The sequence below is a fragment of the Thalassoglobus sp. JC818 genome (assembly GCF_040717535.1).
GTDB lineage: Bacteria > Planctomycetota > Planctomycetia > Planctomycetales > Planctomycetaceae > Thalassoglobus.
Genome location: NZ_JBFEFI010000006.1, coordinates 63,069 through 80,164 on the forward strand (window position 1 = coordinate 63,069; position 17,096 = coordinate 80,164).

Below are 17,096 nucleotides of genomic sequence, written 5' to 3' on the forward strand. Positions count from 1 at the left end.
CCTTCCAATCTTGAATACAAAAGCCTTCCTGAAAGGGAGCTTTTTCGAGTCATGCCATCAGACCTTCCGTCATTCCCGGTTTCCATTGCCTGTCCCAACTGCGCCCGGAAACTGAAAGTCGAGAAACCGGAACTCCTCGGAAAAAAAGTCAAATGTCCGAAGTGCCAGACTCCCTTCGTCCTCAAGCTTCCGCCACCTGTGGAGGAAGTCGTCGAGCTTGAACTCGTCGATGACGATCCACCCGTCGGAACCTCTCCTCAGTGGATTCCTGACAATGAATCCTCGGCAGCATCGAGTGCTCCGAGTTCGTTCCCTGATTTTTCTGCACCACCAGAAACTCCAAAGCCCGCGAGTTCCCCGTCGCTGATTGTTCCGACAGAAGACTCAGCCACGAGTTCGCTTGAGCGACTCAAACGTCGTCGCAAAAAGGGGCGAGGTGGGTTGATTGTTACTGCTGTTTTTCTTCTGGCTGCAGTTGGTGTCGTCGGTTACCTGGCCACAATCGCTCAGAAAAAACCGGCGCCCATTGCAAATTCAGGGGCGCCTCAGAACTCTCCTGGTACAGAATCCGTCTCCGCCGATGAGCCCTACAGTCGAGCGATGCTGGAGAATCGACCTCAAATCGTCGAAGAGTTCAGCCCGACCAGTGGTGAACCAATCGAACTCTATTTGATGCCCAGTGGTGTCAACTTTGTGGTTCACTTTCGACCTGCGGACCTCTGGTCTGACTCACGCGATGCTCAAATATTGCGTGCAAGTCTGACAGAAAACGTAACCAACTGGCTGGAAACCACTCTGCAGGAGCTGTGTCACCGCTCTCCGTCAGAAATCGAAGAAGTCGTTCTGGGATACATCATCGGCGCGCGTGGAACGACTCCCGACTTGTGTGCAGTGATTCACCTGAAGTCGCCGGAGAAGATGTCGACTCTTATCGACGAATTTAAAGGTGAATACCTCTACGACATTACCGAGCGTCCCGACTTGCGAATCAAAGTCAACGAGACTCAGGGCTCGCTGATCAAAGACGAGCAGACTATTGCCATCCTCCCAGCTCATCTCGCTGGCGAACTCGAATACTCGATCGACACTCCGAACCGCGATATCAGCGAAGGTATGGATCACCTGCTGCGGGAAACTGATCGCGACAAATTGTTCACCGTTGTCGGGAACGTGGCTGACCTTCGTCGGCACACTGATGTCCTGTTCCCGCCCGCCAGCCAGCAGATCATTCAACAGTCACTCGATTGGCTGGGAGATGATGTCGAAATGGTGAGTTGGGAAGTCAATCCCTCTCCGTACCTGCACTCTGAACTCATGCTGCGCGTGACGAATACGTCTTCACCCACAAAAGTGAAGGAGCGCCTCCAGCAACAATTCGCCGCCTTGCCTGAGAGGCTGTGGAAAGATGTATGCCTCAAAATGGCTCCCTCGGAAATGAGGTTCCGGCAGTTCATCGGACGACTGCCAGCGATGGTCGAAGCGGTTCGACAATCGACCGTCACGAATACTGCCACTCGCTATCTGACGATGACGACGGTTCTCCCCCAGAAGGCAGCCCCGAATCTCGCACTCGCGACTTTATTCACACTCGACGAAGCTTCCCGTACCGATTTCACTCAAACAGTCGACACACAACCGCAAACGGATGAGCCACAAAAGTCCGTGCGAGAACGTTTGAAGAATCCAGTCGATGCGGAATTCAACCGAATGCCGCTCGAGAAAGCGTTCACCTACTTGTGTGAAGAAATCGGAGTCGTTCTCGAGGTCGACGGCATCGCTCTGGAAAACGCGGGGTTCACACGAAACATGCCGCAAACTTTCAATCTCGGAATCGTGCCTGCGGAACGAGCGATGGCAGAGATCGTGAATACGTATCAGGAGCCGGGGCGAACGATGGCGATTTCCGTCGATGAGTCTCAGAACAAAATCATTCTCACCACGAAGAAATTCGCTGATCAGCGAGGCTTGGAAATCTACGAATTCAGTGCCAACTGACCGTCCCTCAGCAGTCGTCAGATAAATCGTCTGTGACTGAATCTGAACTCACGAAGAGACGACTTCTTCAGAGACCTGACCATCTTCTTGCTCAGCCCGGGAAAGAACCTTGTCCGGTCGAAGTAGAGAGACCCACCAAACCCCCAAGCCGGTCAGAAGTAGTGGGAGAATGGGAAAGTCAATCTGCGAGAAGAGTGAGAGAGCAATTCGCCGACCGAAGTAGATTCGGTACGCCGGTTGGACAAACCTGTACCAGTGAAAGTACTCGTAAACGACAAGTACAAGAATCGCACTGACAGCGACGCAAACAGTTGTCATCCCGGTGATTCGGGTGACCCGTTTCGAACATTTGGCACAAACAATGACTGCGAAGGGGAGAAGAAAAAGCCCCCACACCAGGTGACAGGAAATAACCGCCGCGATCGGGGCAGAGCATCCCCACACCCCGCAAAACGTTGTATCCCAGTTCGTTTTTTTATCGCTGATCGAGAGTGCAAAGTACACAGCGAGCCCCCACAGACTCGCCAGCCCGAAGTAAGCCATCAGACGCGGCCATTGTGCTCGTGTGCTTTGAATTGACATATCTGTTGTGTGCATCATCAAGTTGATCTTCACAAACTCAAGATCGCGGACGAAAGCAAATCACGACCAGCGATCAACGCGTGCTTCAATCAAACTCACCGGTCGCGTCGCCTGTCTCGTACATGTTTACTGTGCCTCACACTCGCCGTTGGATTCGAGTACCCGATGGAGAAAACCGGGGGAGACAATTTCCCGCTTTCGGCCACCTTCATCAAGTTCGACTTTCAAGAACTCTGCATCGTAGCCTCGGGATAACTTCTCGATCGACTCTCGATCTCTCATCACGCTGAGAGCAGAAGCAAGACTGTCCGCCTCCATCCCGGTTGAGGCAATCACTGTCACCGAAGCGGGGACAGTAACTCCCAGTCCGGTCTGCGGATTGACGAGATGCGAATATCGTTTCCCGTCGATCTCAAGATACTGATAAGTGTCACCGGAAGTCGCCACTCCGCAGTTGTTGACCTTCAAAATTCGACGCGTCGCCTGTTCCCCGTCGCTGGCATCTCGCTGTTCGACTTCAACTCTCCAGAACTGACGCCCGGGAGGAGGGTCACCAGCGACGAGATCGCCACCCGCATCAATCAGAACACGAGTGACCCCGTGTTGCTTCATCGCTTCGAGAGCAACATCAGCTGCGTACCCCTTCGCAATCCCGCCGAGGTCCAGTTGCATCCTCTCTTTGAGAAGCGTGACTGTTCGTCGTTCTGGATCTAAGTCGAGAGATCGATACCCAACTCTTTGGCGAGCCTCTTCCAGTCGACCGAAATCCGGAAGTTCTTCTTTCCGCCTCGCCAGACGCCACAATCGCCCGACCGGTCCAATTGTCACATCAAAGGCCCCTTGTGTTTCCCCTGAAAGTCGCTGGGCAGCGCTCAAAACTTTGAAGAGATCGTTACTTACGGAAACTGGTTCTCCAAGTTGGGCACTTTGGCAAAGCTGCATCAACTCGCTGTCCGGATCGTAGTCGCTCATGATCCGATCAATTTCGCGAAAACGGTCGAAAGCAGCGGTCGAAGCGACGTTTGCGGCAGCTTGTGTTGGGGCATACAATGTAAGGGTGACGGGTATCCCCATCCGAATTTGGAGGAACTCGTACCGATCCAGCTGCTCTGCAGTTGTCGTCGCTTGCTCCTGCCCCAAGGCGTCTTGAATGTCGACACAGGGGGAGCCAAAGAGCAAAACTGTTGCCAGTCCAACCCACCTGATCCAGCAACTTTGATGTTCATCCATCGCAACCTCTTCTTGCTGGACGACTTTGAATTGAAAGGCCTTTCATGTTGACAGTACGCCTTGACCAGTGCATCTGGCAAGCCGCAGTTGGCGTGATCGTGATGTCGATTGTCATGCCAACCATGGCTGCCGACCCCGATCCGAACGATCCTTATCTCCGCGATCCCAACAGCGTCGCTTCCGCAGAAGAGGAGATGAAGCCGTACGTCCAAAAGCTGCGTGATACGGAAATCTCGTTCGAGATGGTTCCCATCCCCGGTGGCGAATTCCTGATGGGAAGTCCGGAAGGCGAAGAGAATCGCGAGTCGGATGAAGGCCCGCAACACAAGGTCAAGGTCGCTCCATTCTGGATGGGCAAACACGAAGTCACTTGGGATGAGTACGACACCTGGCGGCTCAATCTCGACATCCAGCGACGTGAACTCTTCGGGCGTGAAGCAGACGATGTCGACAAAAAAGCCGACGGAGTGACTCGTCCGACCAAAGAGTACACCGACATGACTTTCGGAATGGGTCACGACGGCTTCCCAGCCATCTGCATGACCCAACTCGCAGCCAAAATGTACTGTGCATGGCTGACAGAAAGAACCGGTCAATACTATCGGCTCCCCACCGAAGCTGAGTGGGAATACGCTTGCCGAGCCGGTTCAACGACGGCCTACTCCTTCGGAGACGATCCCGCAGACCTCGATGAATACGGCTGGTACTACGACAACTCCGACGAAGCCTATCACAAGGTCGGACAGAAAAAGCCGAATGCATGGGGCCTGTACGACATGCACGGCAACGTCGCTGAATGGTGCCTCGATCAGTATCAAGAGGATTTCTATTCCCAGTTCAACCCGAACTCTGTCGCAGCGAATCCTTACCTTCCACCAAGCAGCCTGTACCCTCGCGTCACACGCGGTGGGTCATGGTTCGATGACCCGGAATGGTTGCGAAGCGCGAAACGAATTCCGTCGAGCGAAGACTGGAAGATCCAAGACCCACAGCTTCCTCAAAGTATGTGGTATCACACCGACGCCGATTTCGTTGGATTCCGTGTGGTCCGACCGTTGACTCCTCCGACTGACGAAGAGATTCAGGAAAAGGTTCTGTACCCGGACATTCCTGATGAGTTGCGAAAGTAAAAGCGAATTGAAAGGTGAGCCCGTCACTTCGATTCAATGACTGACGAGCCCGGTTGCATATGTGACCGGGCTTTTTCATTTCAGCCGTGATTGAACATCGACGACGCATCGGCGGTGGGCAGACTCCAGACACTTCAACAGAATCTCCGTAACGTGGCGGGCAAAGTGGACGTTGCTAATCGGAGGCTGACATCCTTCTTGGATGCAATTGATCCAGTGTTGATGACCGCTGATGTCGGGAAACGAAGACAAATCCAACTTCGATTCGATCAACGGGGCGTCTTCATCAACCATTGAACTTGGACGCAAGTGAAGCAAATCACCCGTGAGACTTGGATTCACCACTTTCGCTTCCGATCCATGGATTGAGAAACCGCAAGTCCTCGCTCCATCGCACCAGCCGGTTTCTGCTGTCCCGAGAGCGCCGTTTTCAAACTCCAGAATAGCCGTCGCTGTATCTTCCAGTTGAGTCGGCTTGTGAAGCGTCGCCATCCGGCAAGTCACCGATTTCACAGACCCCAAAATCGCAACCAGATGGGCAATCGCATATACGCCCATGTCAAAGAGTGCTCCGACCTCAGCATGTTCAGCATCGAAGAACCACAACTCGTTTTCCGGTTCTTCCTGGAGGATCTGCTGAATTGTTGCGTAGTAGACTTCAGGTCCACCGTGACTGAATCGAGCCGTCGCTGATGAAACGACTCCCAGATTCCCCTCCTCGACCATTTTTCGAGCAGCTAAAACATGCGGCTTTGAGACGTAAGGAAGCGCAAAGACGATCCGGTCCGACGAATCCACCGCTTCTACGAACTGATCGGCTTCTTCAAAAGAAGTACTCAGCGGCTTCTGCATGAAGACGTGCTTGCCTTCCGCGAGAGCAGTCAATCCATAGCTCACATGGAGCGGATGCGGGAGCGCGATGACGACTGCATCAATACTCTTGTCAGCCAAAATCTCATCGTAGGAGTTGGTCGTGCGCGGAACTTTGAAAAGCTCACTCAGTCTTTTGAGACGGCTCTCTTTCCGGCCTCCCAGAACCGCAATTTCCACTTCGGCAATTTCTGCCAGTTCGGGGAGATGCAGCTTCGCCGCAATGCCACCAGCCCCAATGATGCCGACTCTGATTTTCTCCATCTCACACGCCTCTCTGCTCAAATTGGGATTCAAATCTCGCCAGATCCAATGACGGAATCTTCAGAAATCGTTGCAGAACGACAAACACGGGAAGCTGTAACTTGCATGAGAGGTCCCATTTCGAATGGAGTCCTCATTGCTATGTGGACGATAACGATTCGGGGGATCTTCCGCATTTGCGCGAAGAAATGATTTGTAAGTGGCGGAAGGAATCCGCGTGAGAACAACTTTGAATCGGGTTTCACGTATCTCGAACGAGCAACCTCGATAGATCACTGACACAACCCGTGCCTGTAAGTGCCTGCAGGCAAGTGGCTTGTTCTCGTCATACTCACCGGCAGCACCGGTTGATCATTTTCGGCTCCCGTCGCATACACCAATTGCATGAACTCAGAGCCATGACGCCTCAGCCATCACACCGCCTGAAGTCGATTCGCAAACTCTTTGGCCGGAGTATTCTCTGTCTGGCCGGAGTCGCTGGCCTTCTTAATGAAGGGACCGCACAGACTCCCGAATCGGCCCCGATCTTTTCGAAGTCAAACAAGTTCCGCATTCCGTTTGATTTCGATCCGGCCGAATTGAAAAGACTCGGCGCGAACGAAATTCAACTCTTCGTTTCCGACAATCGTGGAGCCAGTTGGAAGCGGCACGAATCTGTCGACCCAGCTGCAAATTCATTCGTCTTTAAAGCTCAGTCAGACGGAGAATACTGGTTCTCAGTCAGAACACTGGCTGCCGGAGGATTGACCTATCCTGCCGGTCCTCACGTCGCTGGATTGAAAGTCATCGTTGATTCCGCATCGCCTCGATTGAGTGTGGAAGTGGAAGAAACGGCATCCGGGCGAATCGAAATGAAGTGGGATGCGCAAGACGATTTTCTCGTTTCCGATTCCTTGAAAATCGATGTCTTCAATGCCCAGTCGAAATCCTGGGAACCGGTGGCGATCAATCGAGATCCCAGTGGACGCGTTTCGTGGACTGTCGACTCAGCCGGAGTCGTCGAAGTACGCGCCTCGGTTGAAGATCTCGCCGGAAATCATGCGGAATCCTCCGCTCAAACAATCGTTGCTGGGCTGGCCCTTCCAAATTCTCCGGGGCGAACTTCCGCCGCTCCCGTCGCAGCGAATCAGCCCTCCGGGAACCCATTCGAGCACCTGAATCAGCCTCGCCCCGAGACTTCACAGCCGAAGACTCCGGTGAACCTCGCTTCTGATCCGAAAGAGAAAGTCGAGAAGTCTGTCATTCGACCTGCGTCGGAAGCCAACGAATCTCCAGTCAAACCGGAGACATCTCGTCAATCATCTGCTCCTGTCTGGGCGACGGATTCAACCGCGTCCGAACCAGCCAACCCTGAAGTTCAGGCTGACACTTCCAATCCATTCCCGGCTGAATCGGAAGCATTGCCAGCGACTGAAGCCGTGAGTCCTGCAACATCGTCGACTTCGATTGAACCGATGATCAAAGGGGCGAATCAAAAGGCTCCAGTGTCAGCAGTTCGTCCGGTGAAACCTCAGGAGACATTGCCTGAAACTGACGAGCAGAAACTCGTCGTCCCGGAAGCGACTACACAACCTGAATCGAAGCCGCAAACAAAAATCGTCGAAGAGCGAAACCAACCTGTTCTGCCACCGCGTTCTGAACGCGGACATGTTGTGAACTCCGCTACCTTCGAAATTGGCTATCAGGTCGATGGAGTTGGTCCGACTGGAGTGAACAGCATTGAACTGTATATCACCGAAGATCGAGGTCAGAAGTGGTATCACTATGGAAGTGATGTCGATCGGATTTCCCCCATTAACGTGACCGTTCCGCGTGATGGAGAATACGGATTCTCGTTTCGCGTTCGAAACGGAGCTGGCGTCTTGAGCACACCTCCGCAACCGGGAGAAGCACCGGAAATTACCGTCTTCGTTGACCGGACTCCTCCACGAATCACTCTGAATCCCGTTCAGTACCTCAGCCCAGAGAATCTCGATCAGCTGGTCATCAGCTGGAAGATCGAAGAAGTGGAGCTGTCCAAAGCTCCGGTCGTTTTGTCGTACGCAACATTTCCGACAGGTCCATGGACTCCTATTGCCAAACCTATGGAAGACGTTGAACGATATGTCTGGAGCTTACCGAACCATCTGAACTCCGAATTCTTCATTCGAATCGAAGCTCGAGATTCGGCCAACAACACAGGTTATGTGCGAACCAGTGAAGCGTTCGTTCGTGACACATCGCAGCCACGAGCACAGGTTACTGGCGTCGAGCCAATTCAACAGCAGTAACTCGTCGAATGATCAGCAAGACGGTCTTTGAATCGCCAAGCTGCTCAGTCTCGCAGCCGCTCCTTAGATTGACGTACTTGCTACTGCACAGAGTTCAAGAATTGTGCGCCCGCGTAAACAGTTGCGGCGCACTGAATGGACCCCAGAATCTGATCGCCGCTCAGGCCGAGCTTCTTGGCTTTTTCAACATGCCCAGCTGTGCATGGCTGGCAGGCGTTCAAGTCGCTGATCGCAACATTGATCAATTCGACAAGGTCATCACCCAGCGAAGTGTTGGAGAAGGTATGGGCTCGAAGACCGACTCCCATTCCGTCGAACAGATCGGTTCCGCTGATGTCGCGAAACTTGAAGAAGGTGTTGTACATGTAGTTGGTCGACGCAACAGCCAGAATCTCTGCGATCTGCTGATCGCTGAATCCAAGCTTCGAACAGCGTGACCGAAAGTAGTCTCCCCAAGCCTTCGATTTGGCGTGAGCAGCAACAGCCAATGCGATTGCCGATCGCGTCTTGGCATCAATCGCTCCGTCCGAGTACACGAACTTCTTGAAGTTCATGTAGAAGTCTTTCAGGAACGGCTCGACGTGCGCGTAGACGAGAAATGGCTCGGGAAGTTCTTCTCCGTCGAGCATATCTCGGACTCGGTCCAGAAGTTTTGCTGCGTCTTCAGACGCATTCTCAGGATTAATCGGTGAAAGAAAAGCCGACATGAAAGAGACTCCTGATTCTTCAGGCTGAGCAAGATTGACAGGTCTGAAAAGCGGGGGAGCCCATTTGCTCCCCCGTTGATCAGTGTCCGACGATTTCGATCCAATCGATTCAACGGAACGCATCGCCGCGAATCCAATGAAACTTGAAGAGGCCTAGCTGAGAGTCTCTTCGCCTTTCTTCCAGTTACATGGACAGAGTTTGTCTGTCTGCAATGCATCCAGAACTCGCAAGACTTCGTCCACGTTTCGACCAACGCTCAAGTCGTGAATCGCTGACCAGCGAACGACTCCGTTTGGATCGATCAGGAAGATTCCGCGATAAGCGATTCCGGCATCTTCTTTGAGAACGCCGTAATCACGTGAAAGCTGATGAGTTGTATCAGCGAGCATTGGGTACTTCAGCTTCGCCAGGTCGTCGTGGCTGTCACACCAGCCTTTGTGCGAGTAAACGCTGTCGGTGCTGGCAGTCAGAACGGCACATTCGCGATCTTCAAACTCGCCGAGGTTGTCGTTGAACGAAACGAGTTCCGTTGGACAGACAAAGGTGAAATCGAGTGGATAGAAGAAGAGACAAACCCACTTGCCTTTGAAGTCTGCCAGTGAAAGATCTCCGAACTGCGCGTCCGAACCATCTTTGGTGCGATCGTAAGCCTGGACTTTGAAATCTGGAGCGGGTTGACCGACTTGTGCACTCATCTTTGCTATCTCCTGAAGAGTTTGCTTGAGAAATTGAGAATCAGCTTTGCCCTGCCCGGCAGGGATATCGATATCAAATTGGCGGGAAAGGGATGAAAAACGTGTCAGCCTGCACCGTTGGCAGCCATCATCGCAGAGTCATCACAACACAGAGTCAACACACTTCCGCGGGGTTGCCATCCCTTCCGGAAAGAGATTCTACATCGACTTCGATTGCAGCGTTCGGCGTCTTGGACCAATGACGGTTGATCCGAGAAATCACGGACTGAGCACTTCCCAATCACTCTGTGGAGTATAGCCACCCGAAACTTGACTTCAAGGAGTGGAATTCCCCACCTCTACCTGCCAGACTGAAAATGCCAGTCGCTGATACCGCCAGTGACTCAACGCATCCAAACGCACAGATTCGTCTGCAGATATGACTGTCCCTCCCGATTCCAACCGACGCGATTTTCTCACTGGCCGAGCCGCCAAACGTGAGATTCGTCATGCGGGAGATGAAATCGCTGATGCAATTCTGGACGAACCACAAGAAGCGACTGCTCCAATTGCGGGTGACACCGTTCGTCTCGAAACGCGAGCCATGGGATGTGGCTGGTCGGTCATTCTGAACCCCGGAGCCCCGCGTCAGGTGATGGTCGCTTCCGACGCTTTCGATCGCGTCCGCGACGCGGAACAGATGCTAACAATCTATCGCGACGACAGCGAAATCGCCGGAGTGAACAAAAACGCCGCCGAGAGACCCGTCTCGATTTCGGAATCGCTCGCAGAGTTCCTCTCAAAATGCTCGACACTTTATCGAGAGACCCACGGATGCTTCGATCCCGCCACAGGTCGATGGATTCAACTCTGGAAAGCAGCACGGGATGAGAATCGAATTCCCACGGATCAGGAAGTGGAAACCGCTTTGGAGCAATCCGGATTTCAGCATGTAAATCTCGGCGACGGCTCAGAGATCACCTTCGAACGTGACTTGCTACTCGACTTCGCCTCGATCGGTAAGGGCTATGGCATCGATGAAGCTGCCGAGCATTTGAGGTATGAAGAGATTGAAGCGTTTCTCGTCCATGGTGGTCAAAGCAGCCTGATTGCATGGGGAACACATGGCGGGCACGATGGATGGCCTGTCGGCCTGAAAAACCCGCTGTTCACCGATCAATCTTACGCCACCATTCTCCTCAAAAACGTTGCGATGGCGACCAGTGGTTCAAACATCCAATACTTTCGCCACGAAGGACGTCGATACGGACACTTACTCGACCCTCGAACCGGCTGGCCAGCGAGCGGATTGCTCTCCGTAAGCGTTCTCGCCCCTACAGCCACAGAAGCTGATGCACTATCGACAGCTTTCTATGTCATGGGACTCGACAACGCATTAAAGTATTGCGATGATCACCCTCAGGTCGGGGCAATTTTGGTCCCACCTCCCTCCCAGGGACGCCACCTGGAACCACACATCCGCAACATTGATCCCGAACTGATTCACTTCAGCAGCAACATCTCCTGATGCTTCGCTACGGGGAACACTGTTTTTGACTGCGGTCAAACTCGGGTTTCAGCAGGTGAGAATCGGGAGCTGAGGTGGATCTTTCAGGCATCCCGAACCTGCATCCAATTAAAGACCTACACAACTCATCTCGATTCGATCCTGTGCATCGTTCAAGATCGAATCTTCCACGGAGCGATTGAGTCCGGCAGTCAGACGTTACCGGCCAGTTGACTCCCATGACTGAACTCAACCTTGTCGAGGATACTGAGAGTGAAAGACCTTCGGCGAATCTCGTGGTTTGCGATTCTCCTGCTCGTTGTGCTGCGCGTGGCGATTGGCTGGCAACTCCTTTACGAAGGAATGTGGAAATACGGCACAATGAGCGGCCCTGATCCGTGGACCGCAGAGGGATACCTCAAGAATGCTCAGGGTCCGTTCCGTGACCATTTCCGCGAAATGACAGGCGATCCGGACGACCTGAACTGGCTCGACTACGATCGCATGAGTTCCAAGTGGTATTCGTGGCGCGACCGTTTCGCAGAGCACTACAAACTGAATCCGGAACAGAAAGCCGTCCTCGATATTCTGATCGATGCAGACGCAAACGCCGATTCTGCTCCGTCCGAAGAACCTCCGTTTCCGCCGATCTCAGTTCCCCTCGCTGCACTTCCAGAGTCTGTAAACCTCAAATCTTTCGCGAGTGTCGTTGAGTTTGACAACGGGCGTCTCGTAGCACTGGCCCCAATTCTTCCGAGCGAAGAAAGCAAGCTCAAAAACCTAGTCTCGTACGTACCGGGAGAAGGAGACGCTGAAGAGGGTGACGCAGTCGATCCCAAGCTCGCTTCCGAAATGGCGTTCTACAAAGCTGTTGAACAGCTCTCGACATACTCTCGTCGACCGATTGAAGCACAGCTCAACGAACTCAGCCGAGAATCTCGTCGGAAAGATTCCAATGTCGACGCTGAAAACCTCACAGCTGCTTCCAGCAAGTTGAACAGTGCAGTCAAACGAGAACTCCCGTTTCGACATCGTCTCGCAGCGAGCCTGCTTGGCGACCCGGACAACACAGGTGTGATCGGTCGCTTGAACGAACGCGGGTCCTTTGACTACGTCATGGGGACAGTGACAAGACAGGAAGAAGACGAAGCACGTCACAATGTTCGTTTCGGAAAAATTGAAGAGTACAAAAAGCTGCTCGATGAATACGAAGACACTCTGACAAACGCATCGATGCAGTATCAGACTGACCATGCTGCCATGTTGAGCCGCAAAGTGGCGATGACTCGCAATGAGCTTGTCGGTCCGATCCGCAGCCTCGAAAAAGAAATGCAAACCCTCGCGCTGAAACTCCTCACTCCTGAGCAGCTTTCTCACGGGGCACTCCCTCCAGAAGACACCCCGCTGTACCGTGCCGACATGATGGCGATGTGGGGATTGCTCATTCTGGGCTCACTGATCATCGTCGGACTGTTCACCCGCCTATCAGCGTTCGCGGCGGCCGTCATGGTCTTCTCGTTCTATCTTGTCGTTCCGCCATGGCCAGGCGTTCCACCAGCTCCCGGTCCGGAACACAGCTTCATCGTGAACAAGAACCTGATCGAAGTGATCGCGCTGTTGGCAATTGCTGCACTTCCAACTGGCCAATGGTTTGGAATTGACGGCTTCGTCTCGCGACTGTTCTTCGGAAGCAGTGATGCTGACAAGAAGAAGGCTGCCGAGAGTTAATCTGCCGCTTCGGAGACTGAAGAATGGCCAGTGATCTTGATGCTCTCATCAGTCGGATTCGAGATCACGACGAGGCTGCCCTTGCCGAATATGTCGATCTGCACAGATCACAGCTTCTCGCATTCATCGATCGACGAATGCGGGAAGCACTTCGCAAGAAAGTCGACCCTGTCGATGTCCTGCAAGAAGTCTCCGTGAGTTGTTTGGGTGCACTGAAGACAATCGACCTGACCGACCGAGATCCGTTTCGGTGGTTGTGTCAGCAAGCTGAGCGTCGGATCATCGACGAACACCGGCGGCACTTCGGAGCGAAAAAACGCTCTGCTCATCGAGAAGTTCCTCTGAATTCTCCACGTGGGAGCTGGTCGGAAAAAGGGCTGGAAGACTTTCTCGTCGCCAGCCTCACCTCCCCGAGCCATGCTTTCTCTAAGGGCCAAAAGGAATTGCAACTCGACACCGCCATGGAGCAACTCTCAGAGGATGCTCAAGTGGCTCTGCGTCTTCGCTATCTCGATGGACTCCCGAGCAAAGAGATCGCTGCGCGACTCGGAAAGTCGGATGCGTCCGTCCGCATCCTGCTTAGTCGCAGCCTCAAGAAACTCCAGAAAATCCTCTCCGAAAACGAAGAGTTCCAGACCTGGATACTTCAAAACAAACCTGATGACGAATGAGAACGCAGCTCACATCGACAACTCGATGACGTGAGACCGAACAAAAAACAGCACTTCATCTCAGCTCACTCGATCGATTCGAAAAGAACTTTGGAGCGCTGAGCGAAGTCAAAATCCTCCACTTTCATCGTTGACCAAAGAATGCCTCGCCATGGAATACCAGCCTCACTCTTCCCGCGACAACTTCAACATTCTTCAAGGCAGCTTGATACGCACATGCTACACGCTGTTGTTTTCTCTCTGCATTCAAATCACATCCAGCGCTGCTGAGCAACCGAACATTCTGTGGATTTCCGCTGAAGATATCAGTGCTCATCTCGGGTGTTATGGAGACCCGCACGCGATCACCCCGTCGCTCGACAAGCTTGCTGAAGAGGGAGTGCGATACTCTCATGCGTTCACTACAGCGGGAGTTTGTGCTCCCTGTCGCAGTGGAATCATCACCGGGATGTACCAGACGACTCTCGGCACACAGCACATGCGTGGCAACACAAATCTGCCTCCGCAAGTGCGTCCCTTCCCGATCTTGCTGCGAGAAGCTGGCTATTTCTGCACGAACAATTCCAAGCAGGACTACCAGTTCAAAACTCCCAAGGAGACTTGGGATGAGTCGAGCGGAAAAGCACACTGGCGGAACCGAAAAAACTCAAATCAGCCTTTCTTCTCTGTCTTCAACTTCACTGGATGTCACGAAAGCGGAATTGCCTCGACAGACAAGTACGAGACCGTCACGAAAGACCTGAGCGACTCAGAACGACAAGACGCCGACGAACTGACGACGTTTCCTCCGTATTATCCTGAGACAAAAGAAGCTCGCGAGGACTGGAAGAGAAACTACGAACTCATCACTGCTCTCGATCACTTTGCTGCCGACCTCATTGCTCAATTGAAGGAAGACGGCCTCTACGAGAAGACAATCATCTTCTTCTGGTCCGATCATGGAGTCGGCCTTCCGCGGGCCAAACGCTGGCTGTATGACTCCGGCACACACATTCCGTTGATCGTTCGAGTGCCTGAGCAGTTCCGAGTCGATGGTCAAGCGGTTCCTGGAAGTGTTTCCGATCAACTGGTCAGTTCGATCGACTTCGGTCCGACGGTCTTGAACCTGTCGGATGTTTCAATTCCCGACGTAATGCAGGGAATCCCGTTTCTGGGCCGCAACCTTCCGCCCGCACGTGACTATGTTTTCGGAGCCCGTGATCGGATGGATGAACGTTACGACATCATCCGCATGGTGCGTGATCATCGGTTCAAATACATCCGCAACTACGAACCGCTGAAAACGTACTACCAGTACATGAACACTCCGGAGAAAGGAGCGACGATGATGTCGCTTCGAGATGGCCACATCGCGGGGACTCTTTCTCCCGAAGCTGAGGCATATTTCGCTTCCACGAAACCCGTCGAAGAACTTTACGATTGCGAGGCAGACCCGTTCGAATTGAACAATCTGGCTAACGATCCCACGTACGCCGACACACTCAAGAAGCTGAGAGAGGTCCACCTCGCGTGGGTGAAGGAGACTCGCGATTTGGGACTCGTCGCCGAGCCGATTCTGGTCGAACGCGAAAAAGAACTCGGGCATCGATACGGAGTTCTCCGAGGAGATGGAGCCAATCAGGCTGCCGATCAAATTGCCGAAACTGCGAACCTGGCTTCGTCGGGACCGAAGGCAATTGGCGAGTTGACAGCCGCTCTGGATCACGAAGACTCTGCTGTCCGATACTGGGCAGCGACCGGGCTCGGCAACATCGGCCTGCCCGCCTCCGATTCGAAAGGCGCACTGGAAGCACATCTTGATGATGAATCACCTGTCGTTCAAATCGCAGTCGCCCGGGCGCTCAGCCGAATGAATTCACCGGAGGAAGCGCTGCCAGTCCTCACGAAGCAACTCGCGGATGGAGAACAGTGGGAACGCCTGCATGCAGCGATTGTTCTGGACGAAATGGATGAACTCGCCCGACCGGCAATCGACTCGATGCACGCAGCTCTGAAGCCCCGCCCGGACCTGTACGCCGACGGGAAATACGTCGTCCGCGTGATCAATCGCGCTCTCAATCAACTCGAAGGAACCGATCGAACCGTTCCATAAACTGTGATGAAGTTGCGACGCACTCGCCTGCATTTCTAACGTTGCAGGCGAAGCATTACCCTTCTTCGATCGCTGCCCCGAGGATGGAAAGTGGCCACTCAAAACGGCTGAGCAGTGATGCAATCGAAGCGGAGACAAGAATGGAATCGCACGCCGGAGAAGCATCGTCAATCCAGTACTTTCCCTGATCGTATGTGCGGACAGAGTTTTGCGATTGAAGTTTCAGTCGCGTGTCTGTCTTTTGAATTCCACCGGCATGCCCGTTACTCGCACAGGCGAATTCTTCCAGAATCCGTGACAGGATTTCCGGCGATCGTGCACATTCGAGGAGTCTCCGCACAACTGCCGAAGTCAGTTCCTGTCCACGTTCGTCGAAAAGGTGAAATGACTGACCGTCCGAACGAATCAGCACGCCAAAGTCGACGTGTCGTTCGCGGACCTGATACCGAAACTGCGTGAGTTGCCGACTGAAATTCGCTTCTGAAAAGTTGCTGGCGATCAGATCAACTTCGCAGTCAGCCAGTTGGAATTCTCTTTTCAGAAGCTTCAGCGTCCGCGGCTCTCCGCATGCGAGGGCGATCCGCAAAGGGAGAACTTCAGCAAACCATGCTTTGCACTGGGCTGCATAGATCGATTCCATTTCAACAGTCTGATAGTGCCCCGACTGCCGAGATGTCCGACTCGCCGGAGTGTTCAAAACCGACTCGAGCCGTTCATAGCCGCCTGTCTCTGACCAGCTTGCTCCCGATCCTTCGTAGACTTCGAGCCCGTTGACTCTTTCGGGATGAATTCCACCCGTCACGAACAGCCCGAGTGAAGCATGGAACTTGTAGTTGGCGAATTCGAAACAAGGTTGGCTGACCTGTCCCAGATCGGCGATCTCCCATCCCCATCGGCGCAGAACCTCCACGACTCCAATGACCAGATCACCCGATGAAGTCCTCCAGTCATGCCCGACGAGAACCCGCTTGAAAGTTGCCTCCGGGCGATTATTCATGTCCTCTTCAACGACCTGAAGAAGGTGTTCGACCACATCGGCGAGCGCGCTGCGGGTCAGATTGTTGAGATAGATCCCTCGGATACCATTCGAAGAAATCAGTGAACCGGTCGGCTCTGTGGACGGCGAGTGCTGCTGCAATCTGCGGACCACAGACTTTGGAAGTGAGCCCGTCTGAACCCGATGGATGCACTTTGCACACCGATCATAACCGGCAGCGAGACGGGCCAGATGCAGGGATTTCGAGATCGGTTGGCTCTCTCCCGGACAGCAGAATTCTCCCGGTGAGGCAGCGGCAATCTCTACGAAATTCCGTTTCGCCTCCGCCATTCCCTGGCACCTTCTTCAGTCGCTGGGTTGCAGTCCTGTCCGTATTCA

General features: G+C 53.5%; 13 protein-coding genes. 7 read left to right on the forward strand and 6 right to left on the reverse strand.

The features are described from left to right. Positions 1–51 precede the first annotated feature (51 nt). Complete coding sequence (locus tag AB1L42_RS16350; RefSeq protein ID WP_367058111.1) at positions 52–1,995, forward strand: hypothetical protein; 1,944 nt, start codon at positions 52–54, stop codon at positions 1,993–1,995. A 48-nt stretch (positions 1,996–2,043) separates the two neighbouring features. On the opposite strand, the gene AB1L42_RS16355 is transcribed toward AB1L42_RS16350, so the two are convergent. Both AB1L42_RS16355 and AB1L42_RS16360 read right to left on the reverse strand, forming a co-directional pair. Then, positions 2,044–2,595, reverse strand: a complete 552-nt coding sequence (locus AB1L42_RS16355) for a hypothetical protein (protein WP_367058114.1) — start codon at positions 2,593–2,595, stop codon at positions 2,044–2,046. 108 nt (positions 2,596–2,703) lie between these two features. Then, positions 2,704–3,807, reverse strand: coding sequence for an FAD:protein FMN transferase (locus tag AB1L42_RS16360; protein ID WP_367058117.1), 1,104 nt, complete (start codon positions 3,805–3,807; stop codon positions 2,704–2,706). A 44-nt stretch (positions 3,808–3,851) separates the two neighbouring features. Between AB1L42_RS16360 and AB1L42_RS16365 the strand changes: the two genes are divergently transcribed. Continuing rightward, on the forward strand, positions 3,852–4,937 hold the full coding sequence (locus AB1L42_RS16365) for a formylglycine-generating enzyme family protein (protein ID WP_367058120.1): 1,086 nt from the start codon (positions 3,852–3,854) through the stop codon (positions 4,935–4,937). Positions 4,938–5,012: 75 nt separating this feature from the next. On the opposite strand, the gene AB1L42_RS16370 is transcribed toward AB1L42_RS16365, so the two are convergent. Next, positions 5,013–6,071, reverse strand: a complete 1,059-nt coding sequence (locus AB1L42_RS16370; RefSeq protein ID WP_367058123.1) for a Gfo/Idh/MocA family oxidoreductase — start codon at positions 6,069–6,071, stop codon at positions 5,013–5,015. Between the two features lie 398 nt (positions 6,072–6,469). On the opposite strand from AB1L42_RS16370, the gene AB1L42_RS16375 reads away from it, so the two are divergent. After that, positions 6,470–8,341: a hypothetical protein gene (locus AB1L42_RS16375; protein WP_367058128.1), complete on the forward strand. Its 1,872-nt coding sequence runs from the start codon at positions 6,470–6,472 to the stop codon at positions 8,339–8,341. An 80-nt stretch (positions 8,342–8,421) separates the two neighbouring features. Here the strand turns inward: AB1L42_RS16375 and AB1L42_RS16380 are convergent, their stop codons facing one another. After that, positions 8,422–9,048: a carboxymuconolactone decarboxylase family protein gene (locus tag AB1L42_RS16380; protein WP_367058132.1), complete on the reverse strand. Its 627-nt coding sequence runs from the start codon at positions 9,046–9,048 to the stop codon at positions 8,422–8,424. 153 nt (positions 9,049–9,201) lie between these two features. Next, positions 9,202–9,744 carry a peroxiredoxin gene (locus tag AB1L42_RS16385; protein ID WP_367058137.1) on the reverse strand — a complete coding sequence of 181 codons (543 nt, stop codon included), beginning with the start codon at positions 9,742–9,744 and terminating at the stop codon, positions 9,202–9,204. 418 nt (positions 9,745–10,162) lie between these two features. Here AB1L42_RS16385 and AB1L42_RS16390 point away from each other — a divergent pair, with 418 nt between their 5' ends. The 4 genes from AB1L42_RS16390 to AB1L42_RS16405 all read left to right on the forward strand — a co-directional run bounded on the left by AB1L42_RS16390 (position 10,163) and on the right by AB1L42_RS16405 (position 15,721). Further along, the gene (locus AB1L42_RS16390; RefSeq protein ID WP_367058142.1) at positions 10,163–11,251 is read left to right on the forward strand and encodes an FAD:protein FMN transferase; all 1,089 of its coding nucleotides are present in this window, start codon (positions 10,163–10,165) and stop codon (positions 11,249–11,251) included. Positions 11,252–11,503: 252 nt separating this feature from the next. Then, positions 11,504–12,958, forward strand: a complete 1,455-nt coding sequence (locus tag AB1L42_RS16395) for a DoxX family protein (protein WP_367058145.1) — start codon at positions 11,504–11,506, stop codon at positions 12,956–12,958. 23 nt (positions 12,959–12,981) lie between these two features. Next, on the forward strand, positions 12,982–13,629 hold the full coding sequence (locus tag AB1L42_RS16400) for a sigma-70 family RNA polymerase sigma factor (protein WP_367058149.1): 648 nt from the start codon (positions 12,982–12,984) through the stop codon (positions 13,627–13,629). Positions 13,630–13,780: 151 nt separating this feature from the next. Further along, positions 13,781–15,721, forward strand: a complete 1,941-nt coding sequence (locus tag AB1L42_RS16405) for a sulfatase-like hydrolase/transferase (RefSeq protein ID WP_367058154.1) — start codon at positions 13,781–13,783, stop codon at positions 15,719–15,721. 55 nt (positions 15,722–15,776) lie between these two features. On the opposite strand, the gene AB1L42_RS16410 is transcribed toward AB1L42_RS16405, so the two are convergent. Continuing rightward, positions 15,777–17,048 (reverse strand): hypothetical protein, encoded by a 1,272-nt coding sequence (locus AB1L42_RS16410; protein ID WP_367058159.1) that lies wholly within the window; start codon positions 17,046–17,048, stop codon positions 15,777–15,779. Between the last annotated feature and the right edge of the window lie 48 nt (positions 17,049–17,096).